This window comes from Pontibacter sp. HSC-36F09, assembly GCF_024171605.1.
GTDB lineage: Bacteria > Bacteroidota > Bacteroidia > Cytophagales > Hymenobacteraceae > Pontibacter.
The window spans coordinates 239,087-261,204 of sequence record NZ_JALKAA010000003.1; the positions used below are offsets into that span (position 1 = coordinate 239,087).

22 protein-coding genes are annotated in these 22,118 nt (G+C 50.6%); 8 read left to right on the plus strand and 14 right to left on the minus strand.

The genetic code is table 11. The annotated features are described in order from the left end of the window. Positions 1-128: 128 nt before the first annotated feature. From rclC to L1278_RS10955, 8 genes are all read right to left on the minus strand, one after another. Positions 129-749: a reactive chlorine resistance membrane protein RclC gene (rclC, locus tag L1278_RS10920; RefSeq protein WP_253403903.1), complete on the minus strand. Its 621-nt coding sequence runs from the start codon at positions 747-749 to the stop codon at positions 129-131. A 71-nt stretch (positions 750-820) separates the two neighbouring features. Further along, the gene (locus L1278_RS10925; RefSeq protein WP_253403904.1) at positions 821-1,651 is read right to left on the minus strand and encodes an AraC family transcriptional regulator; all 831 of its coding nucleotides are present in this window, start codon (positions 1,649-1,651) and stop codon (positions 821-823) included. Between the two features lie 41 nt (positions 1,652-1,692). Further along, positions 1,693-2,253: a sugar O-acetyltransferase gene (locus L1278_RS10930; RefSeq protein WP_253403906.1), complete on the minus strand. Its 561-nt coding sequence runs from the start codon at positions 2,251-2,253 to the stop codon at positions 1,693-1,695. A gap of 30 nt (positions 2,254-2,283) precedes the next feature. Further along, the gene (locus L1278_RS10935; protein ID WP_253403908.1) at positions 2,284-2,613 is read right to left on the minus strand and encodes a DUF1801 domain-containing protein; all 330 of its coding nucleotides are present in this window, start codon (positions 2,611-2,613) and stop codon (positions 2,284-2,286) included. Between the two features lie 31 nt (positions 2,614-2,644). After that, complete coding sequence (locus L1278_RS10940; RefSeq protein WP_253403910.1) at positions 2,645-3,277, minus strand: hypothetical protein; 633 nt, start codon at positions 3,275-3,277, stop codon at positions 2,645-2,647. A gap of 113 nt (positions 3,278-3,390) precedes the next feature. Further along, positions 3,391-3,714, minus strand: a complete 324-nt coding sequence (locus L1278_RS10945) for a type II toxin-antitoxin system PemK/MazF family toxin (RefSeq protein ID WP_253403911.1) — start codon at positions 3,712-3,714, stop codon at positions 3,391-3,393. Beyond that, on the minus strand, positions 3,705-3,950 hold the full coding sequence (locus L1278_RS10950; RefSeq protein ID WP_253403919.1) for an AbrB/MazE/SpoVT family DNA-binding domain-containing protein: 246 nt from the start codon (positions 3,948-3,950) through the stop codon (positions 3,705-3,707). Before L1278_RS10950 ends, L1278_RS10945 begins: the two co-directional genes overlap by 10 nt. Positions 3,951-4,080: 130 nt before the next feature. After that, on the minus strand, positions 4,081-4,641 hold the full coding sequence (locus L1278_RS10955) for a DUF6756 family protein (RefSeq protein WP_253403921.1): 561 nt from the start codon (positions 4,639-4,641) through the stop codon (positions 4,081-4,083). Positions 4,642-4,691: 50 nt separating this feature from the next. On the opposite strand from L1278_RS10955, the gene L1278_RS10960 reads away from it, so the two are divergent. After that, positions 4,692-6,260, plus strand: a complete 1,569-nt coding sequence (locus tag L1278_RS10960) for an IS1182 family transposase (RefSeq protein ID WP_253403923.1) — start codon at positions 4,692-4,694, stop codon at positions 6,258-6,260. A 48-nt stretch (positions 6,261-6,308) separates the two neighbouring features. Here the strand turns inward: L1278_RS10960 and L1278_RS10965 are convergent, their stop codons facing one another. From L1278_RS10965 to L1278_RS10975, 3 genes are all read right to left on the minus strand, one after another. Further along, entirely contained in the window at positions 6,309-6,749 is a 441-nt protein-coding gene (locus L1278_RS10965; RefSeq protein ID WP_253403925.1) for a hypothetical protein, read from the minus strand. A 609-nt stretch (positions 6,750-7,358) separates the two neighbouring features. After that, complete coding sequence (locus tag L1278_RS10970) at positions 7,359-8,201, minus strand: 1,4-dihydroxy-2-naphthoyl-CoA synthase (protein ID WP_253403927.1); 843 nt, start codon at positions 8,199-8,201, stop codon at positions 7,359-7,361. Between the two features lie 65 nt (positions 8,202-8,266). Then, positions 8,267-9,100 carry an FkbM family methyltransferase gene (locus tag L1278_RS10975; protein WP_253403929.1) on the minus strand — a complete coding sequence of 278 codons (834 nt, stop codon included), beginning with the start codon at positions 9,098-9,100 and terminating at the stop codon, positions 8,267-8,269. Positions 9,101-9,128: 28 nt separating this feature from the next. Here L1278_RS10975 and L1278_RS10980 point away from each other — a divergent pair, with 28 nt between their 5' ends. From L1278_RS10980 to L1278_RS11005, 6 genes are all read left to right on the plus strand, one after another. Next, positions 9,129-9,284, plus strand: a complete 156-nt coding sequence (locus L1278_RS10980) for a hypothetical protein (RefSeq protein WP_253403931.1) — start codon at positions 9,129-9,131, stop codon at positions 9,282-9,284. Between the two features lie 39 nt (positions 9,285-9,323). After that, a complete protein-coding gene (hslV, locus tag L1278_RS10985) occupies positions 9,324-9,866 on the plus strand; it encodes an ATP-dependent protease subunit HslV (RefSeq protein WP_253403933.1) in 543 nt (180 codons plus the stop codon). 17 nt (positions 9,867-9,883) lie between these two features. Further along, the gene (locus L1278_RS10990) at positions 9,884-10,453 is read left to right on the plus strand and encodes a Crp/Fnr family transcriptional regulator (protein ID WP_253403935.1); all 570 of its coding nucleotides are present in this window, start codon (positions 9,884-9,886) and stop codon (positions 10,451-10,453) included. Positions 10,454-10,515: 62 nt separating this feature from the next. After that, positions 10,516-10,833: a multidrug efflux SMR transporter gene (locus tag L1278_RS10995; protein ID WP_253403937.1), complete on the plus strand. Its 318-nt coding sequence runs from the start codon at positions 10,516-10,518 to the stop codon at positions 10,831-10,833. A 114-nt stretch (positions 10,834-10,947) separates the two neighbouring features. Beyond that, a complete protein-coding gene (locus tag L1278_RS11000; RefSeq protein WP_253403943.1) occupies positions 10,948-11,919 on the plus strand; it encodes a deoxyhypusine synthase family protein in 972 nt (323 codons plus the stop codon). A 360-nt stretch (positions 11,920-12,279) separates the two neighbouring features. Continuing rightward, a complete protein-coding gene (locus L1278_RS11005; RefSeq protein ID WP_253403945.1) occupies positions 12,280-13,551 on the plus strand; it encodes a PorT family protein in 1,272 nt (423 codons plus the stop codon). An 80-nt stretch (positions 13,552-13,631) separates the two neighbouring features. Here L1278_RS11005 and L1278_RS11010 read toward each other — a convergent pair whose 3' ends face one another. The 3 genes from L1278_RS11010 to L1278_RS11020 all read right to left on the minus strand — a co-directional run bounded on the left by L1278_RS11010 (position 13,632) and on the right by L1278_RS11020 (position 19,959). Continuing rightward, the gene (locus tag L1278_RS11010) at positions 13,632-16,217 is read right to left on the minus strand and encodes a M1 family aminopeptidase (RefSeq protein WP_253403947.1); all 2,586 of its coding nucleotides are present in this window, start codon (positions 16,215-16,217) and stop codon (positions 13,632-13,634) included. A 740-nt stretch (positions 16,218-16,957) separates the two neighbouring features. Next, positions 16,958-19,153 (minus strand): catalase, encoded by a 2,196-nt coding sequence (locus L1278_RS11015; RefSeq protein WP_253403949.1) that lies wholly within the window; start codon positions 19,151-19,153, stop codon positions 16,958-16,960. A gap of 254 nt (positions 19,154-19,407) precedes the next feature. Then, complete coding sequence (locus tag L1278_RS11020; protein WP_253403951.1) at positions 19,408-19,959, minus strand: 2'-5' RNA ligase family protein; 552 nt, start codon at positions 19,957-19,959, stop codon at positions 19,408-19,410. Between the two features lie 219 nt (positions 19,960-20,178). Between L1278_RS11020 and abc-f the strand changes: the two genes are divergently transcribed. Continuing rightward, positions 20,179-22,110, plus strand: coding sequence for a ribosomal protection-like ABC-F family protein (abc-f, locus tag L1278_RS11025; protein WP_253403953.1), 1,932 nt, complete (start codon positions 20,179-20,181; stop codon positions 22,108-22,110). Positions 22,111-22,118: the final 8 nt, after the last annotated feature.

Below are 22,118 nucleotides of genomic sequence, written 5' to 3' on the forward strand. Positions count from 1 at the left end.
ATAGACAGAAGACTTTTATATAAAGGACTTTTGAAAGTATAAATTTGTATAAAGTGCAAAGGGCCTCTCCGGAAACGGAGAGGCCCTTTGCTTTTGGCAGGTATGGTTAACCCGAGTGACTTCACAAGCTATACGCCTGCATGCTGCTGTGTAGGTATAGGCACGCCCTGAGCTTCTTGGCTTTCTTTCAGGATTCTGCTTGCTGCATCAGATGCCACTACCAGGCCGGCTGCCATCATGATGATGTCCTTGAGCACCAGTCGGCCTGCACCGGACAGGTATGGGAAGCCATGATCGGGGCCGCCCAAGTCAAGTACGTATACCTCGGGCGTGGTGATGAGGAAAGAGAGCGTTACGACTGACATACCGACCGTGAGCAAACCACCCAGCAGCCCGATCTTGGCGTTGTAGATACCGAGCAGGGTCAGCAGGCCGATGGCGATGATGACCGCCCCAAGGGCATAGGAGAAAATATAGGTGCCGTTTTCCTGATGCCAGGCAATATTTTTGGGGACTACCTCGCCCTCCTTGTTTTTGTATTGCTGGTACTCAGGCGCATCCTTAGTATAGAAAAAGCCCATCAGCGGGCTGTTGGCTACGAAGGGCACAATGCCGTCTGCTTCGTACTGAAAGGGCTTCAGTCCGCCGATCCAGGCCATGACAATGAAAATGGAGATTCTTGTAAAATGTACAAAATAGCGCTGTGAATTAGCTAAAGAGTGGAGTAGTTGCTGTACGTTGTCGTTCATTAGTTCAGTATAGTATTAGTGACGATACAAAACTAAAGCCTTTAGAAGGGGATGAAAATGGACGGATCGGGCTATCTCATGGACAAATCCGCCACTACCGAGATGCCGACTTTTTCTCTGAAATGGGTAGGGGAGATGCCGGTGTGCTTCTTGAAATAGCGGCTGAAATAATGCTCGTCCTCAAAATTTAGCGCTGCCGACGCCTCTTTGATGCTCTTGTGCGTGAGATGAAGTTGTTTTTTAGCTTCCAGGACCACCCGGTCCTGTATCAGCTGAGAGGGTGACTTGCCAAAGTGCTTTTTAACCTTCCGGGCGAAAGCACTGTGGGAGAGGGCCATCTGCTCTGCGTAAAATGGCGTGTTGCGCTGCGTTAGGAAATGCTGCTCTACCAGCTCCCGGAACTGCTCTATGGGGTGGAGGGTACTCTTTGCCTCCAGCTGCTGCTCCCGCTTTTTGATTCTGCTCGCGATGGCTAAGATCAGCTGCAGATAACTCCGCAGGATCGGCTCCGAGTGCGGTTCATTTTGGCTGAGCTCAGACCGGAGCTTATCAAAGATCAGGCGGATTTCTTCATCTTGTAACGTGATAAACGGCTGCTTGTAGATGTTGTTGAACAGCAGTCCGTTGCAGGCCACTTCGTTCTTGTGGTACTCAATGCAGTAGAAATCCCCATGGAAGATCAGTTGGTCAACTTCAAAGTCCGCGCCGGAAGTGACACACAGGTGCTGGTAAGGAGAGGTGAAGAGTGCTATTTTCCCGTCGAAAGTGTAGTCGGTGAAGTCCACGCTGAGAGTACCGCTACCCTCCAGCAGCAGAATATTGTAAAACTCAGAAGCGGAAGGCCGTGCAAACGCGCTGCCAGGGTGCTTTTGCAGCTGAAATATGTCCTGATAAGCTTCCATACGCATTGGGGTAACAGAAGCTAAAGATAGCAACTGCAGCGCTACTTATCCAAATGGCGGATCACCTGGCAGGGATTGCCTGCGGCAAAAACATCAGACGGAATGTCCTTGGTGACCACACTGCCTGCTCCGATCACGCTGCGGTCGCCGATGCTGACGCCAGGGCAGATCACGGCGCTGCCGCCTATCCAGACGTCTTCACCGATGCTGATGGGTTTGGCGTTCTCCACCCCGGAGGCACGTACACGGTGATCCATCGGATGGGTGGCGGTGTATACCTGCACGTTGGGGCCAAATAGCGTACGGCTGCCAATACGCACTTCCATCACATCGAGCACCACACAGTTGAAGTTGAAGAACACCCTTTCGCCCACTATCATATTATAGCCATAATCACAGTAAAAGGGAGGCTGTAGCCAGAGGCCTTCGCCCGCGTTCGGAATCAGGGCTTTCAGGATCCGTTTGCGCTCTTCTACCTGGTCTTCGCGGCTGTCGTTGAGTTCTTTCAGAAGCAGGCGCGTCAGCAGGCGCTCGTCACTCAATTGCTTGTCCAGTGGGTCGTACAGTTCTCCCGCCAGCATTTTCTCTTTCTCGGTTTTCATAGGCAGGTATACGGCAACCGGCATGTTTGGCTATACCGCTGCCGCTTCAAACCAGTCGCGTAGAAGCTCCCGGTCAATCTCCTGCACGTTTTTGATCTTGATGTGCCGCATGTCTTTTCCGGTTCCTTCCAGCAAACCGTTTGGGTCGTTAAGTTTTTCGAACTGAAAGAAGCCGAGCGTGACGTAGGCTTTGGCCGTTTTGAAGTAGGCGAAATCCTTTTCGGTGCGGAAAACAGGGCGACTCCACTTAAATTCTTCGGTTACGCCGGGCACCGTGTCGTGCAGGAGCTGGCGCAGGGCTTCGAGGGTCTCCTTGTGCTTTTCGGATGTGTTGATGTAGTCGGTTACTTGCGGGTGCATGGGTTGCTGTTTTATATCAGGTGGGACGTTACTACATAAGTGTCAGGTTCTGTAAAATTTGCTGGGCAACCTTGCTGTTTTTGCGGTACAGGATTCTGAAAAACCGGCCCTGATGCGAGAAGTAGATCACCTGGTGGGTTCCGCTTCCGAGCCCGGTATTGGTCGTAAGTTGCTCCATTCCCTTCTTCGTCATAAAGGGCTCCCCAGTATTTACGTCTACCTCCAGTCCGTACGTGATAAGCCTTTTCTCGACATCAAAGCTAAATGCCTTATTTCCCTTAAAGTCGGTGAAGGTGCCATTGGAGTATTTGCCTAAGGTTGTGTTTTTCCGGGCCGCTTCGTAGGTCTGATGCCCGAAATCTGCTGTTGGTAGGTATGTAGTGTCGTGCAAACGGAGCTCTTTTTTGAGCATAGTCAGCGAAAAGTGCTTTGCCGTGATCAGTTGAATAGTGGAATCGGGAGGCAGGTAGCTAAGGGGGTGTAGCGGTTGCGAAGTGTCGAGTTTCAGGCTCCTGGAGGTATACGCTGTGTAGCCTACTTTTTTCGGGAAATGTATTTCGATACCGAAATAGGCGTTGCTATACCCTATACCATCGTTTGGCTGCCCTGCCGCAGGAACAAGCGCATAGCTTAATCCTAGAAATAGTAACAGTGTTTTTACCATTTGGGGAGGGAAGCGTGTGGGTGGGATATTTATTGTTTAACGGGTTTATGCAGCCGAAATCAGCAGCTTAGCGAGGGATTACGGATACACCGGGTTACCTATCGTCGTTTTTATTAGTCCACGAAGGTTTCTTTTATTACACTTTTACAGGAAGCTATTTCTGAGAGGTTCAGGCTTCCTAACACTTTAACAATGCGGACTTTGTCAATAGTCCTTATTTGGTCAATTATTACCCACCCGACTTGATTGTTGTGCTTCACTTTCACACGAGTAGGATAGCTACGGCTCTTGGTGGTCATCGGTGCGATAACCACTGTTCTTAGGTTATGATTAATCTCATCGGGGGATAACACTACACATGGCCTTGTTTTCTGTATTTCACTTCCTACAGTAGGATCCAGATTCACCAAGACTATCTCATACTGGCTTATTTCCATTCGTCAAAGCTTTCATCTCCCAACACATCATTCAGTAAAAGCTGGTCATCACCGTTCTCATGCATTTTCCTGAAGGCCTTATCCCAGTCTTTCCTTGGATGCTCAACTGGCTTTAAAATGATCTGACCCTTTTCCAGTATTAGCTCAACTTTATCCTTTATGTTATACCTATCCAGAATGGACTTAGTAAGCCGTAATCCCTTGGAATTCCCTATTTGAATGATTGATACTTCCATAGCACTCTTATCTTATGTAATTACAAAGTTATTACATAAACGCGAAATTACAAGACAAAGTTCTATAGGTTACTATGATTGGTAACGGTTGGGCTAAAACACGCCTTGGTGTGACTTAGCTTGGGTTAGGCTATGTGGTTTTTACTTCTTCAAAAGGTATTACATTGCTACCCGACTTATAAATATTAAGCATGTTTGTTTCCCTGTCGCAGTTAAAGTAGGTAAACCAACTGTACTTCTTCTCTACTATAAAGAAGTCTGACCTGGACTTGCTAGCTATTTCTAATATAACGGAAGGCTTAGAGTCATAAACCATAAGCTTTGTAGTTGGCTCCTGCCCCAATGGAAGAACAATCCAATAGTTCTGACTTTTGTTAAGCTTTTCTATAAGCTCCTGCACTTCGCTAAGAGATGCTTCTATAACTAGCTCTTTGTTTTTTATTCTGTCAGCCCAATTACGAAAGGAATAACTATCTTTTTCCTTTAGCACAAATCTGTTTTCAATGTTCTTGAGTATTTCAGGCCAGTCAGAGAAAGGCACTCTGAAATCAGAGGATGAGTGCTGCTTCTTGAATATGTCAATTTTTTCTTCCCAGAACATTTTATGATTTCTATAAAGCCTAACGTTACTCGTACAGCCGATGGGCGAGGCGTAGCCAAGCCTGAGGGCTGAACCTTGTGCTTGTTGCACAACTGGTTGAATATAATCGTAAAAAGAGATAGTACCAAACAAGTGGCAGGATGCAGGGCAGGAAAACTTTCGAGGACGAGCGGGAGCTGCGCTTCTCGCTCTCGGCGCACGTGCCGGAGCACAACTTCTACCGGCGGCTCAAGGACAGGCTGGACCTTGAGTTTCTCTACGAGCTGACGGCTCCCTATTACGGCCGCTGCGGCCAGCAGTCAATCGACCCGGTCGTCTTCTTCAAGCTCTGCCTGGTGGCGCACCTGGAGAACATCTCCTCGGACCGCAAGCTGATCGAGCACTGCAGCCTGCGGCTGGACCTGCTCTACTTCCTGGACTACCAACTGGACGAGCCGCTGCCCTGGCACTCGACCCTCTCGCGCACCCGCCAGCTCTTGCCAAACAGCCTCTTCGAGGAAGTCTTCACCCGCGTGCTTTCGCTGTGCGCAGACGCCGGTATGGTGGCAGGCCATACCCAGGTCATCGATTCGGCTTTGGTCAAAGCCAACGCCTCGATGGGCTCTCTGGAGCTGAAGGTGCCCCAGGAGCAGCTGGAGGCCCGCCTCCGGCAGGTCCGGGTCTTCAGCAGCGCTGACCGTCCTGCCCGGCAAGACAAGGCCCCGCCAGGACAGCGAACCGTCACGGCCAGCCGAGAGGAGCTACTTGAGATACGGGCCCGCAACCGCAAGTGGCAGGCCGGGCAGGACCTCTACCCCGGCGCCCACAACAAGGGCGCCAAGTACACCTCCAACAAGACGCACTACTCTCCGGTGGATCCGGACGCCCGCATCGCTGTCAAACCGGGCAAGGCCCGCAAGCTCTGCTACCTGCTGCAGCTTTCGGTCGACACGCACCGCCACGTGATCACGCACGCGCAAGCGGATCACGCCGACCGCAAAGACAGCATCTGCCTGCCCGGCATCGTCAGGCACCTCAACAAGAGGATGCACCAGCTGGGCTTTGGCTGTACGGCCCTGCTGGCCGACACGGGCTACTGCTCGGGGGAGAACTACGCGATGCTGGAGCGAGCGGGCATTAGGGCCTTCATCCCGCCCCACGGCACCTATGTGGGCGGGCCCGAGGGCTTCACCTATCACAAAGAAGACGACTACTGGCTGTGCCCCGAGGGCAAGCGGGCCACCTTCCGCAAGGAAATCGTCAACGCCAAACGCAACAACGTCCGCTCCAGGCTCTACCTGACCACGCGCCGAGACTGCAAGGGCTGCCCCCGCAAGGAGAGCTGCCTCGGCAAGCAGCACGAGAAGAAAGTCAGCATCACCTCCTTCCGCGACGAGTACGAGCGGGCCATCGCCCGCGTCCAGAGCCGCTGGGGCCGGCGCATGAAGCGGCTCCGGCAGGCCACTGTCGAGCCGGTGCTGGGCACGCTGCTCGACTTTCTGGCCATGCGCCGGGTCAACACCCGGGGACTGGAGCTGGCCCACAAGAACATGCTGGTGGCGGCCGCAGCCTACAACCTGCAGAAACTGCTGCGCTACACCCCAAAAGGAAGCCAGGTGGCCGTCATGGCACTGCCTAGACTGGAGCAGCAGCTACTTTTTTTGTTGATTTTTGCGGACTGGCAAGGAAGATTGCCAGGAAAAGGAATAGGAATCAGAAGTTACTGCTGAGTTGTGCAACAGCTACCCTTGTTAGGTGTAGAAGTTTTTAATACTGTGTCAGCGCTTTGCCTGCTTGGGATATTCTACAGCTACTTTGCTATTGTTTCTTTGATTCACCAGCCTTTCAGTATCAGTTACATTATAGATGAACACACTGTTGTCATAATCCCCTGCTATACTGTCATGCCATTTGATAAAATCAGCATTTTCTTTGTATTCGAACAGGTATAAACCAGGGCTATTCCCAATTTGTTCAAAGTAGTCATACATCTCCACAAATCTTACTTTTCTTCCCTTTTCGAATACTAAATATGCGTTCATAATTCCATCAAAGCCTGCATACTCTGCTCTGATATACTCATCAGGGAGAGCGCTACTGTTCTCGTTATACCTGCCATAGTAAAAGTAGCTTTCAGCGTCTCTATTAACTCGCGTAATTACAGTACCATCGTACTCATAGTATATGAACTCCCTTTTTTCACAGGAGCTAAGTGCCATCAAGACAAATAAAATGATGAGGCAATTAATTTTCATTTGAAGTTGATTCTATACTTCATTTTACACCTAACTACTGTATAAACGTTACTATGACGTTTATCTGCACTATGTGCGGTGTTGCTAGCTTCTAATCAAAATCGTCCTGGTCTGCCAGAAACTGGCTTATAAGCCTTCTTGAGCTATTATATCTTATTTATTCAATATAGAAACTCTTTCTGAAATCACATCATTTTTTAGATGAAATATTTCCTGTCAGAGCTATTGAGGGGATTTCGGACTATATTTTGATCTACGCTTTACTTAGCGTGCTCTACCAATGAAAAGAATTGTGCATTTCTAATATGTATGAAGGTATAGGAAGCGTAATATATTGAGTAATTGTAGCGTATAAGAGTTCGGTTAAGTGTGTATAATCGGGTATATCCGTTTATACACACTTAATATGCTTGATTTTAAAGTAGTTAGTTTTTAAAGAGGCTCAAACTTAGTAAGTGTTTGATCAATAAGGCTATAAATTGTATTTATCCGCAACCGCTCTCCGGCAAACAACAAAAAAAAGCCGCTCTTCAACAGAGCGGCTTTCATATTTCTATACCTTATGGCTATACCTTACGGAATCCACTTAATATCCGAGAAGTCCGGCTTGCGCTTCTCCAGGAATGCGTTGCGACCTTCTTTGGCTTCGTCGGTCATGTAAGCGAGGCGGGTGGCTTCGCCGGCGAACACCTGCTGACCTACCATGCCGTCGTCGGTGAGGTTGAAGGCAAACTTAAGCATCTTGATCGAAGTAGGGGACTTGGCGAGAATTTCCTGCGCCCACTGGTAAGCCGTATCTTCCAATTCTTCGTGCGGAATCACGGCGTTCACCATGCCCATGTCGTAAGCATCCTGCGCAGAGTAGTTGCGGCCCAGGAAGAAGATCTCACGGGCGCGTTTCTGCCCTACCATTTTGGCCAGGTAAGCCGAACCATAACCACCGTCGAAGCTGGTTACGTCGGCATCCGTTTGCTTGAAGATCGCGTGCTCTTTGCTGGCCAGCGTGAGGTCGCATACCACGTGCAGCGAGTGTCCGCCACCAACGGCCCAACCCGGCACCACCGCAATCACCACTTTCGGCATAAAACGGATCAGGCGCTGCACCTCCAGGATGTTCAGGCGCGGCATGCCGGCATCGTCCACGTAGCCCTGGTGACCGCGTGCATTCTGGTCGCCGCCGCTGCAGAAGGAGTAAACCCCGTCCTTGGTAGAAGGTCCTTCAGCTGAGAACAGCACCACGCCAATGGAAGTGTCTTCACGGGCATCCAGGAAAGCCTCGAACAGTTCGCCCACAGTTTTCGGGCGGAAGGCGTTGCGCACGTTTGGCCGGTTAAAGGCGATGCGGGCCACGCCATTGCATTTCTTGTAGGTAATGTCTTCGTATTCTTTAACTGTTACCCAGTTTGCTTTGCTCATATCGTCAGATTTTTATGTAAAATTATCGCATTTTCAGCTCTACAGCAAACTTTGCCACCAGGGGTCTATTTGTGTGCACTATAAGACAGGGCTTTTCTGGTAAATTTTACGACATGCGGAAAATTCAGGGTATACTGGTCGCTTGCGGGTTCATGCTTATACGCTGTACCAAAAATGTGGAGCATCCTGTTGTATTTCTGCTGCATTTCCTCACTGCTCGCATGCAGTTCCACCACGAGCTGCTGTATATCGTTCAAGCGGCCCGATTCGCTCAAGTCGCTTAAAAGTTTAAATTCTGCGCCTTCGATATCCACTTTCACAAAATCGACGACCCTGTTTTCAGGCAACAATCCCGATAGTCTGTAGGCCGGCAGGCGCTGCTTTGTACCCTTGGCAATAGATGGATTCAGGGAGCCATTTAATCCGGCAGTGGCGGCAGGTATGTAAAAGTCTACTTCACCGTCGGTATCCGATAACACGTAGTTAAACAAACGCACACCCTTCAGTTTATTAGCGGCTACATTTTGCTGCAGCAGGGCAAAGGCATCAGGATTTGCTTCATAAGCCCATACCTCGCTATCGGGATATAACTGCTTAAAATACAGCACCGCCATACCTATGTTTGCACCACAGTCTACAATAAATGGTTGAGTCGATGTGCTCTCGAAACGGTATACCTGTTTGATGAAAATATCGGTGTAGAGTTCTGTCAGAGTCGCGTAGCTATACCCAGATACCGTAAAGCCTTCCAGTTGCAGTTGAATGGGGCCATCAGTTTTTTTGCTGAACTTGGCCTGAGCGTAAATGCGCAGGAGCGTCAGGAAGGTGCTCATACGACTTGCCCGTTGTGTGTTCTGCCGGCTGAAGGCAAGCTTCCATAACCTGAAAAATGTCAGCATACGATATGGATTAACAGAGCGACCGGCCATGCCTATACCTGACACAAATGCTCCTGTTCTGCAAGGTACGGTTTCTTCTACAAATGTATGGCTTGCTAAAGTTGCAGCAAACCGACAATTTGTCGGCTGCTATACCTTTGGCTTTTTGTTTGCAGATGCACTGGCTATAGCACAAGCATTTTAAGGTATAACCGTATACCTTCACATAAACCAAAACACAGCAATGGCAAAAATAAGATCGACTACAGTAGTAGGTATATACCACAACGGAGAAGTATGCGTGGGTGCCGACGGACAGGCCACCATGGACAAGCACATCGCCAAGAGCAACGTCAAAAAGATTCGCAAGCTGCTCGACGGCAAGATCGTGACGGGCTTTGCCGGCTCCACGGCCGATGCCTTCACCCTGCTGGAGCGCTTCGAAGAGAAGCTGAACACCTACCAGAGCAACATGAAGCGTGCCGCTATTGAACTGGCCAAAGACTGGCGCAAAGACCAGTACCTGCGCAAGCTCGAGGCCATGATGGTGGTGGCAAACAAAGAGGAACTGCTCATTATTTCCGGAACCGGCGATGTGCTGGAGCCAGACAACCAGATCGCCGCCATCGGCTCGGGCAGTATGTTTGCCCACGCGGCGGCATTAGCTTTGAAGAAACACGCGCCGCACCTGACGGCAGAAGAAATGGTACGCGAAAGTCTTAATATCGCCGCCGATATCTGCATCTACACCAACCATAACCTCATCATCGAGAAACCGGCCAAGTAACCTCAGGTATAGCGCACATGGTGCAGACCATCGAACAGGCCATTCGGCAATTATACCCCATTTCTGATAAAACCTTTGGACAGCTCACGGCGCTCATGCAGCGGCAGGAGTTGCCCAAAGGCCATATCCTTTTCCGGGAGGGGGAGGTGAGCAACAAGGTGTTCTTTATTGAACGGGGCATCGCGCGCGCCTTCTGCTACCGCAGCGATCAGGAAGTGACCTTTTGGTTTGGTGCCGAAAGTGATCTTGTTTTTTCCTATTACAGCTATGTGGCCAACAAACCCGGCTACGAAACCGTAGAACTGCTCGAAAACGCGGTGGTACACGCCATAGACCTTGCCCGCCTGCAGGAACTATACCTGACCAACATCGAACTGGCGAACTGGGGCCGCAAGCTTGCCGAGTACGAACTTATCAAAACAGAAGAGCGGTTCATGGTTTTTCAGTTCCAGTCTGCCACCGAGCGCTACAAGGCCCTGCTCCAGCAGAACCCCGGCCTGATCCAGCGCGTGCCGCTCAACCAGATTGCCTCATACCTGGGCGTTACGCAGGTTACCCTCAGCCGTATCCGGGCAGAAGTCCGTTGATTTTTTAACATTTGTTAAATTTCTTCTGCCGCTGAGTCCCGACCTTTGTCAAAAAATGAGAAATGGGCTGGTTGTACTTAATCATTGCGGGCATGTTTGAGATCGGGTTTACCACCTGCCTCAAGCTATCGAACAACTTTAGTGTGCTGAAGTGGTTAGTCGGCTTCTTCATCTGCATCTCCCTCAGCTTTTTCCTACTTAACAAAGCCATCCAAACCATTCCCATGGGCACCGCCTACGCTGTCTGGACAGGTATAGGCGCGGTGGGCACCGTCATCGTCGGTATGATCCTCTACAAGGAGCCGGCCGATTTCTGGCGACTGTTCTTCATCCTCCTGCTCATTGGCTCCATTATCGGGCTAAAGCTGGTGTCGAAGTAGGAGGGGCAGGGATGTCATTTTAAAGCTTATCTTTGCCGGAGTACATATTTTTTTAACTCATAGAGAGTTGCAGGAGTATAAACACGAATCAGTAAACAGCATAAACACAAGGAAATGGAAGTATCTAATTTTTTAAAGAAGCACTACAAGCACTTCAACGCCGCTTCGCTCATCGACGCTGCCGAAGGATATAAGACGCACCTCAACAACGGGGGCAAAATGATGATCACGCTGGCAGGCGCCATGTCTACAGCCGAGCTGGGCATCATCCTGGCTGAGATGATTCGCCAGGACAAAGTGCACGCGATCTCTTGTACCGGAGCCAACCTCGAGGAGGATATCTTCAACCTGGTAGCCCACGATTTTTACGAGCGCGTACCGCATTACCGCGAGCTGTCAGCTGCCGATGAAGAGGACCTGTTGAGCCGCCACATGAACCGCGTAACCGATACCTGTATACCTGAAGAGGAAGCGATGCGCCGTATCGAGCATACGGTGCTGAAGTTCTGGGAAAAAGCTGACCAGGAAGGTAAATCTTATTTCCCGCACGAGTTCTTCTATCAGATTCTGTTGTCAGGTGACCTGGAGCAGTACTACCAGATCGACCCGAAAAACAGCTGGATGCTGGAAGCTGCTAAAAAGAATCTTCCGATCATCTGCCCGGGCTGGGAAGACTCAACTTTGGGTAACATCTACGCCGGCCACGTGATCAGCGGCGACATCAAGAATGTGCACACGATGCGCACAGGTATACAGTACATGATGTTCCTGGCCGACTGGTATACCCAGAATGCGAAAGAGGAGTCCACAATAGGTTTCTTCCAGGTTGGCGGTGGTATAGCCGGTGACTTCCCAATCTGCGTGGTGCCGATGCTGCACCAGGACCTGCAGCGTACAGGTGTTCCGCTTTGGGGCTATTTTGCTCAGATCTCCGACTCTACGACCAGCTATGGCTCTTACTCAGGCGCTGTGCCAAACGAGAAGATTACCTGGGGCAAGCTCGGCAAAGACACACCAAAGTATATGATCGAGTCAGACGCCACCATCGTTGCGCCGCTCGTATTCGCGATTGTGCTGGATATGTAACTTTTGAGACCAGGGAATTTCCTGGCAAGAGAAGTTTTGGATAATAGAGAAGCCCGCTGTTGATGCAGCGGGCTTTTTGTTTGGCTGACGCCTAGGATCGGATATTAAATATAGAAGTAGTTTAGTGCCGACCTGTAAAAGGTATAGGGAGGCTGTATTCTAAAAGAAGGTATTCCGGTACCCGTACTGGGTAGTTGGCAGCAGTGTGGATGCGTGTATGAATGTGCTCCCGGAGCAGGTATAGTGACAAACAGTTAGGGTGAATCCTGATCCGGTACGGGCATGAAAATACTGAGGCTGAATCTTATAACAGGATTTACTAGTATATTAATCCTGTTATATATTCATAACAACCCATTCATGAAAACGACCTTGACACTTATCTTACTTCTCACCTGTACGCTTGCCTTCGGGCAGAAGAAGTTTGTGGCGGGCCAGTACGTGACGCACCAGGGAGGCACCGTGCAGGTACACATAAATGACCAGAACTGGAAGAGGAGTCCCACCTTTATTGAAGTGAAGCAGGACCTGGTCAGCTCCAACACACAGAGACTGGGCGTGGGAGAAATCAAAAGTTTCGTGCTAGCTTCAGGTGACAGGTATGAGGTGCATGTAGTGGACAAGGAAAAGTCCGTGACGAAGGTAGGCAGTAACTACATTTACGACAGCCAATCCAGTATTGTGCGGGACACTGTGTTTCTGCGTGCCCTAGTCAAGGGCAGGATGAGTTTGTATACGTTGAATGAACCGGATGCCCAGGAGCGCATCTACATACAGAAAGAAGGTGAGGCTCCCGTTGAACTGGTGTACCGATCCATCATAAAGCGTGCGGGCGGCAAATCAGGCTTGGTGAAACTGCCGGTTTACAGGGGAATGCTGACCGCCAGGATGACGGACTGCCAGGATTTGATCAACAAAATAAGCAAGGTGGCCTTCAAGCCGTCGGCTCTGAAAAGTCTGGTGCAGGATTACAATATGTGCGCAAGTGGCAATGAGGGAGACTATGTGGCCGCTGAAGAAAAGATAAAGTTCAATGTTTATGCCTTGGGAAGCGTTTCCTATACCTCCCTGAACATCCATGGCCATCCGAACAAGGCACTCAGTGAAACGGATTTCACAGGTATGGGCTATACCTTCGGCTCCTCCTTTGTGGCTACTTTACCCAGAAGCCGTGGCAAATATGCCCTGATAGGGGAGCTGCTCTACAAAGCATATCGGACGGAGGGAACCTTCCAACATGTGAACACACATACGGAACAGGTGTACACGGAATATACCACCACTTTCGAGATGTCCCAGATGGCTATCAACGTATTAGGCCGCTACCGGCTCCTGGACAAAGGCATACAGCCGTATATTAACCTTGGCATCAGCAACAGTTTTATCTTAAATGATAAAAGCAGGCAGCTGGTTTATACTCCATCCAGTTCAACAGGAAACAACAAAGAAGGGAATCCGATGGCAAGTAGCATACGGAAGCATGAGCAGGCGCTGCTGTTGGGTATAGGGGGAGAATGGAAGAACGTGCAGACGGAAATAAGGCTTGAAACTGGAAATGGCTTCTCTGCTACTGAGGGAGTGAAAACTGTCAATAATACAGTGACCGTCCTGTTGGGCTATAAAATAAAATAGAGCGAACGTTGCTATACGTTAAAAGCGCAGCCTGTTTAGAACTGGCTGCGCTTTTTGCGTATGTACATCGCTGGCTTATTTTACTTCACCAGTTTCTCTGCTCTGTACACAGGGTCTGCGGCCTGCAGAATTTTACCTTTCAGCTTTGGGTTGTAGTTTGGGTGCTCGGCCAGGAAGGTGCGGATGGTTTGAGCAGCTGTTGGTGTCTGGTAATACCCAAAGGTGGACTGCAGCCAGTTGGTCGGGAAAAAGATGTCTCCGGTCAGCTGAATTTCCTCCACTAGTTCCAGACTCTCGCGCAAGTACTTCTCCGAGGATTCGGCACGCAACGGATGGTGCAGGTATGAGAGTGCGGTGCCTACCCAGGCCTCCTTGTCGCGGTTGCTGCGGTCTTTGAGCGAGGCAAAAAAGCCATCCCGCACCTGTTCGTCACTCGATAGAGCCGGCATCAGAAACTGCAGGCGCTTCTGGCGGTCCGGGTTCTTGATGCGACCCAGTTGCTTTTGAAGTATACCCTCCGAATTGGTATAGTCGCGCACGGCCAGCGAGAGGGCCAGAGAGGTATAGTCGTCTTCGGTGAGCGTAACGCCTGTTGGAGCTTTCTGGCTTTGCCATACCTGATGCAGCCGGTCCAGCGCTTCTTTTGTCAGGGCAATGTTTTGATAGGCTTTGAAAAAGAGCTTTTTGTTGTTGCCAGACTTTTGTTTTTCCATCGCTTCCCACAGATTTTTTTCGAAGGCCGGAGCTAATTTAGCTCTTTGCTCCGGACTGGTGAATTTCCAGAACGTTTCACTCAGGTAGCCTGTCAATAGCTTCAGGTTCAGCTCTTCCTGTTCGTTAGGTGATTGCAGGAGGGTAATATAATGCATCATGTCAGGTTTAATATCTACTCCGTTGAGCATGTTTTCATACAGGTTGATGTAGCTCGAGGCGCGCATCACAGGGTTCTGCAGTTTAGGTAGGTAGCTTATGCCTCGGGCATCAATGGGGAAGGTCCCGTAGCCCTGACCGGAGGAGTTAAACAGAACATAAAGCGGCCACTCTTTTCCAATTACCTCTTGAAACTCAACTGATGGCTGATTCATGTTCACAGTATATTCTTCTACACGGTCATCATAAACCAGCGCTACTTCAAAAAGCTGAGGCCACAAGCGGTCTGACCCATCTTCGCCCTTTTGTGAAATGGAAAAAACGCTGATTTTCCCATCTTCTACATCCAGCTTACTGTCGAAAACCGGACGGCCCGGTTCGTTCACCCATACCTTATTCCACGCTTGCAGATCCGCGGGCGTGCGTGCATCCAGTATCTCGATGAGTTGCGGCCAGGTGGCATTGCTGTTGGCATATGTTTTCAGGTATACCTGCAGACCCTCCTGAAAAGCTTTTTCGCCCATTAGCCGTTCCAGCTGTCGCATCATAATGGGAGCCTTGTGGTAGATGATGTTCCCGTAAAGCGAGCCGGCATCCTGCAGGTTAGCCAGGTCCTGACGGATTGGGTTAGCTCCTGCCGTGCGGTCCACGCTGTAGGCAGCCGGGAAGTGGTCGATCAGAAACTTGAGATCGTAATTGCTATCCTTCACCGTTGTTTTCGAAATCTTGTCCGCCATGAAATTGGCAAACACCTCTTTCATCCACACGTCGTTGAACCAGCGCATCGTCACGAGGTCACCGAACCACATGTGCGCCGTCTCGTGCGCGATCAGGTTGGAGCGTGCCACCAGCTGGTCCTTTGTCGCGCCCTCGTCCAGGAACAGGGTAGAGGCTTTATAGTCGATCGCCCCCACGTGCTCCATGCCGCCGTACTGGAAGTCAGGTATAGCCACAAAATCGAACTTCTGGAAAGGGTAGGGGATTTGGGTATAATCCTCCATAAAGGCCAGCGCATCGCGGTGTATGCTGAAGACCGGGTCTATACTTTTAAGCTTATCCTGATCGGTTTCGCGGTGGTAGAAATGCATGGTGCGGCCCCGATCGCTGTTACTCACTTTCCTGAAATCACCGGCTACAAAAGAGAAAAGGTAGGTCGGAATGGTGTCGGAAGGTAGGTAGGTATAGGTCTTGGTTGCGCCCGTCATCACCGAGTCCTGCAACGGAGCATTGGCCAGAGCTTTCCAGTTTTGCGGCAACGTGAGCGTGAGTTTAAAGACAGCCTTCAGGTCCGGCTGATCGAAGCAAGGGAAAACGGTGCGTGCGCGGTCTGGAACGAGCAAGGTATAGAGGTAATCCTCGTTGCGGTTGAGCGAGAGGTTGCCGGCCGTGAACTCGAGCTGCACCTGGTTCTGGCCTTCTTTTAGGTAGCGCGGATCGATGACGATGTGCTCGTTTTGGAACACGGTCGGTATCTGTTTTCCATTTACCTGAATGGCATGCAGGTGGTCCTGTTGTTCTTTAAAATCGATATGCAGGGCCTGCTCTTTGCTGAGCAGGTTAAAAGAGATGGTCTCAGTAGCAGGTATAGGTGCGTCTTTGACAGCGGGGATCCGAAGTTTGATGTCATACTGCACGTTGCTCATGGTCAGATTGCGGTGCTCCGCCAGTTCGCGCGAAACGCCGGTCTCGACTGGCAAGGTATAAGTGCTGGTGGCAGGGCCTTTGCTGCAGCCACTCAGTATTGCCAGAGACAAAGCCAGGGAGGCGACTTTAAAGGTATAGCTGTGTTTGGACATAGTTTGTGTTGAGGGTGTCTGTAAATATAAGGGATTTTGAGAAGCGGGGATGCCTATTCCTGGTGTTGTAGTAATAGCTTGTTGCAGGTATAGCTGCTTTGTAGCAACTGCTGTTGCAGGTATGGCAACCTGCTTTGCTGTGTAGCTTGCCCTGGCGGGCCTTCCTTTTTGTCTTGACACAAAAATCGAGGGCCCCTACCCCCAGTAAGCAAAAAAGTTAAGACAATACAAATCGAGGGCCCCTACCCCCACTCGCTGACCGTTTAAACAGTGTATTGTCGTTTTGTGCACCGGGCAAGGTGATTTGCTTTGTAGCTACTGTGCAAGATGGTCTTGCTATACCTGCCATTGGTCTGTGCTACAGCGCTTATACCTGAAAATCGGGCAGTAGCAGAAGTCCCCCTTCGAAGGGGGCAGGGGGATGACAATCGTGCACGGATAGCTGAAACTACAGTGCATATACCCTGAATATGGCAATTACACATTCCCCGCCTTAGAAAAGGAGGGGTTGGGCTGGTTGGACCCGGCATCTGTGAGAATCCTGTCAATCCGTGGGGTAGGGGGCTCTCTGATCTTGTAAATCCTGATTCACACACTCACCGGTCTGGAAGACACCGCGAGGTCTTTGCTTTCTCCTTGTTCATTAACAGTCCCTAATCATACCACCCCATAAAAAGCAAAAGCCGCGAAACTCGCGGCTCTTGCTCCAAACAAACAATCAATAACAAACATCTAAATTACTATGCCGGCGTCATGGATTTCTCACGGTTCCAGTGGCGATGCTTTTTAATGGCCTCAACAAACTTATTGGCAAACTCACCAGCATCGGCGTTTGCTCCGGCCGTGATCACACCGGAGTGGGAAACTACTTTGCCCGACTCCTTGTCAGCAAAGTTGACACCCACCACAAAAGCTTTTTCGAACATATTGATGCCGAAACCGGAAGTGGCGATCGGCTTGCAATGTTTGAAGGCTTCGGCCACAAAGTGCAGGGCGTCACCCAGGCCCATCATCTTGCGCACGCTCTTCTCTCCATCCGGAATGTAGACTGCGTCAAACATAATGGACCCTGTCGTCACGTGGCTCATGTCCACCTCCAGTTCCTGACCGCTGCTGGAGATGCGCTGGCCCTGTACCTTCGACACGATTTTGGCATGGACGCCGGCAGCCTCCAAAGCTTCCTTCACCTGCATCACCTCGTTGTAGTCGAAGCCATCTTCTATCAGGATAGCGACTCTGCGGGATTTAGAACCCTCTACCTTGTCTTTATCCATGCTGATGCTCGGCGATTCTGCCACAGACTTGCCCTGGCTGATTTTCTGGGATGCGGCGTCCTTCACAAAATTTCCGGTCGGCTCAGAATCCTGGTCTACCGGCATTTTGATGCCTATACCTGCCGCCACCAGAGCAGCAAGCTGCGGGTCTACTCGATAGAAATTGGCCACCTGCCTTTCACGAATGGCTTTCCGTTCGACTTTACCCAGTTCGAAGTGGGCAGCTGATACCAGATGATCTTTCTCCGCCTCCGTCAGAGAGTTCCAGAACATGGTGGCCTGGCTGTAGTGGTCGTTGAAACTCTCGCTGCGGGCGCGGATCTTGTGGCCTTCTACCTTTTCCATGTGGTGCACGTAACCGCCCATATTCTCCGGGGCCATCATCGGGCAGCCATTGCCAATCGAGTTCGGCCAGTAGTTGGCCTTGCCCTTGCCGATGGTCATCTTCATGAAGCCAGCCCCGTGGTGGTTGTGTACCGGAGCCACCGGTCTGTTGATCGGTACTTCAGTAAAGTTGATACTGCTAAAGCGGTTGATCTGCGTGTCGAGGTAAGAGAAGAGACGGCCTTGTAATAGTGGGTCGTTGGTCACGTCGATGCCGGGTACCAGGTTGCCCGGATGGAAGGCCACCTGCTCGGTTTCAGCGAAGAAGTTGTCCGGGTTGCGGTTGAGTACCATCTTGCCGACCGGACGAAGCGGTACCAATTCTTCCGGAATGATCTTAGTGGCATCCAGCAGGTCGAAGTCATACTTAAACTCATCCTCTTCCGGCACCAATTGCACGGAGAGTTCATATTCCGGATAGTCACCCATCTCGATGGATTCCCACAAGTCGCGTCGATGCCAGTCAGGGTCTTTGCCAGCCAGTTTCTGCGCCTCGTCCCACACCAGCGAATGCGCCCCCAGCATAGCGCGCCAGTGGAGTTTCACAAAGGTCGATTTGCCGGCCTCGTTTATAAAGCGGAAAGTGTGCACTCCGAAGCCGTCCATCATACGGAAACTGCGCGGAATAGCCCTGTCTGACAGCAGCCACATGATCATGTGGGTAGACTCAGGCATCAGGGATATAAAGTCCCAGAAAGTGTCGTGTGCAGCAGAGGCCTGTGGCATTTCGTTGTCCGGCTCCGGCTTCACGGCGTGCACCAGATCTGGGAATTTGATGCCATCCTGGATAAAAAATACAGGTATGTTGTTGGCCACCAGGTCATAGTTGCCTTCTTCGGTATAAAACTTGGTGGCAAAACCGCGAGCGTCGCGCACGGAATCAGCAGAACCCCGGGAGCCTGCTACAGTGGAGAAGCGCACAAATACGGGGGTTTTGGTGTTTGGGTCGGTCAGGAACCTGGCTTTGGTAAATTCCTTTAGTGAGCTATCGTAAGGCTGGAAGTACCCATGGGCGCCCGAACCACGGGCATGCACCACGCGCTCAGGTATAGACTCGTGGTCTAGGTGGGTCATTTTTTCGCGGAAGTGGAAGTCTTCCATCAACGTTGGTCCACGCTGCCCGGCTTTTAGCGAGTCGTCGGTGTGGTTAACCCTAAGGCCTTGGTCAGTGGTCATGTACTGACCATCACTGTCTGACCGGAAATGTTCCAGTTGTTTGTTTTTGCTGTTTTCGTCGATGTGGGTAGGCGTTGTCTTGTCCTTGTCTTTCTCGTCCATGGTTTAGTTTGTTTTGGATGTAGGTGAGGTATAGCTTTTTGAAATCGTGTGCGGAATTCACTCCAACAATACGGGCGAGTATTTTAAGTGGTTAAGAAAAAGTGAAACTAAACAAGATTAAAATGGAATTAAAATAAGACTTTAAGAATAGCCAAGGCAGCTATACCTGTGCTTTAGTTAGATAAAACACAGGTATAGCGCAAGCTAGATTAGGAGTATTTTAAGGAAATTCGTTATTGCTTAACGCCCGGATATCATAGACTAAGTTCCTTACGACCGAAGCTGTACTCGTCTTCCTTTAGGTAGTAATCACCGCATTTCTGCAGAATGGTCAGGTTGTCGATCGTGATCTCCCAGTTGAAGTTGTAGTTGAAAAGAAAAGTAAGGACCGGGCCCAGCAATTCAGGTGAAGTGTCGCCGAGGGCCAGCGAAATGTGAGGGAGCCACATATTAGGGTTATAGTAAACGCCCATTTCGCTACTCATCTCCGATATATCGCGGTGCAGGCGGTCGTGTAACTGGTTGAGTGGGGCGGTGCGGAGTACAGGTATGTAGATGACCGGCTTTTCACCCGGAAACACACCCAGGCCTGTGGTACGAATTGTAAAGGGTTCGGTCTCACGGCTGGTCTCCTGCAGGTATTGCTGCAACTCTTCCATATCCGGGATCTCGGCCGTCAGCAGGGTCAGGTGCGGGTATGGCGTCATCTTCACCTCATTGAGTCCGAATTGTGAGTCGAGTAACTCAGTCAGTTCGGTGACACGTGCAGAATGGGAAGGGTCGAGCAGGGATGTAACTGCGATCATAAAAGGTTATTTTTTATTGCTGTTCTCAACGTCTCGCACACACATTTCTCAAAAGCATAAAGCTATAGAACGAGGCACATGTGATAATGTTTGCCTGTACAGGGCTTTTTGCGGTGGGCAACGTCTCATTTTACGTATGGGGCGACTTTTGGTCTGTGACCCTTTAAGCTGGGGATGTTTCCCAAAATAAGTACCTTTGCAGCTCAGCTTTCTGAATCTATGATTTCTATCAATAACCTTAGCTTTCATTTTGGCAGCCGCCCGATGTACGAGGATGCCAACCTGCACATCAAACCCAAAGACAAGATTGCCCTGATCGGGCTGAACGGTACCGGCAAGTCTACACTGCTGCGCATTATTGTGGGTGAATATAAGCCTGACGGCGGAAGTATCCAAATGAGCCGGGACACGACCATCGGTTTCCTGAACCAGGACCTGCTCAGCTACGAAACGCACGAGAGCATTCTGTCGGTGGCCATGCAGGCTTTTGACGAGGCCATCATGCTGCAGAAGGAGATTGACCAGGTGCTGGTAGAGTTCGAAAACAACTTTCATGACAAGCTGGTCGATAAACTGGCGGCTTTGCAGGAGCGCTTTGAGGCGCTCGGTGGCTATACCATGCAGGCCGAAGCCGAGTCGATCCTGGAGGGCCTTGGCTTCACGACCGAAGAACTGAAGCAACCGCTGGCCTCTTTCTCCGGTGGCTGGCGCATGCGTGTCATGCTGGCCAAGATCCTTTTGCAGAAGCCTTCGCTGCTGCTGCTCGACGAACCGACCAACCACCTGGACCTTCCCTCCATCAAGTGGCTCGAATCCTATCTGGACCGCTTTGAAGGTGCCGTGGTGATCGTTTCTCACGACAGGGAGTTTCTGGACAAGACCACCAACATTACAGTGGAAGTGTCAGGCGCGAAGCTAAACCTATACCCGGGCAACTACAGCTTTTATGTAGAAGAAAAAGCCCTCCGCAACGAGATACAAAAGGGGGCCTACGAAAACCAGCAGGCCCATATCCGGCAGACGGAGCGCTTCATCGAGCGCTTTAAAGCCAAGGCGACCAAAGCCAAGCAGGCGCAGAGCCGCATGAAGCAGCTTGAGCGTATGGAGCGCATTGAGGAGGTGGCAGGAGAGGCGGCAAAAGTGAATTTCAGCTTCCGCTTTAATGTACAGCCGGGCCGTCACATCTTCCGCCTGGAGCACATGAGCAAGAGCTTCGGCAGCAAGCTTATTTTCCGGGACACAAACGTGCACATCGAGCGGGGCGACAAGATTGCGCTCATCGGTGCTAACGGTAAGGGCAAGTCCACATTACTGCGCATCATTGCTGGCACCGAGCCAATTCAGGGCAAGCGCGAAATGGGGCATAACGTGATCATGTCCTTTTATGCGCAGCACCAGCTCGAGGCCCTGAACGTAGAAAATGAAATACTGCAGGAATTGCAGCAAGCCGGCTCCGGTAAGACGGAGGTCGAACTGCGCACGCTGTTGGGCTCTTTCCTGTTCACCGGCGACGATGCGTTTAAAAAGATCAAAGTGCTGTCGGGAGGGGAGAAGAGCCGCGTGGCACTGGCCAAAACACTGATCTCGGAGGCCAACTTCCTGATGCTCGACGAACCGACCAACCACCTGGACATGCAGTCGGTCAACATCTTGATACAGGCGCTGGAGCAGTACGAAGGTACCTTTATCATCATTTCGCACGACCGTTACTTTGTAGAGAATGTGGCCACCAAGATCTGGTACATCGAAGACTATCAGCTGAAGGAATACCCCGGCACGTACCACGAATTTGAGACGTTTCAGGAGAAGCGGGAGAAAGAAACAAAACGAGAGGCCGCTGCGGCACCAGTTGCTAAGAAAGACGAACCAAAGCCGAAGCGTGACAACAGCGAGTTCAATGCCCTGAACAACCAGCTAAAACAGGTAAACCGACAGATAAGTGAGCTGGAAAAGCAGGTGCAGCAACTAGAAAAGGAACTCGCCAAATACGAAACGGAGCTGGCTGACCCGAAGGTATACAGCAACCCAAGCCTGTTGCAGGAAACTTCCCAAAAATTTGAATACGTGCAGAAGGAACTGGATGCTGTCAACCAGAAGTGGGAAAACCTGATGATGGAGGCCGAGGAGTTAGAAGAGCAATTGGGTAGCTAAAAAGGTAT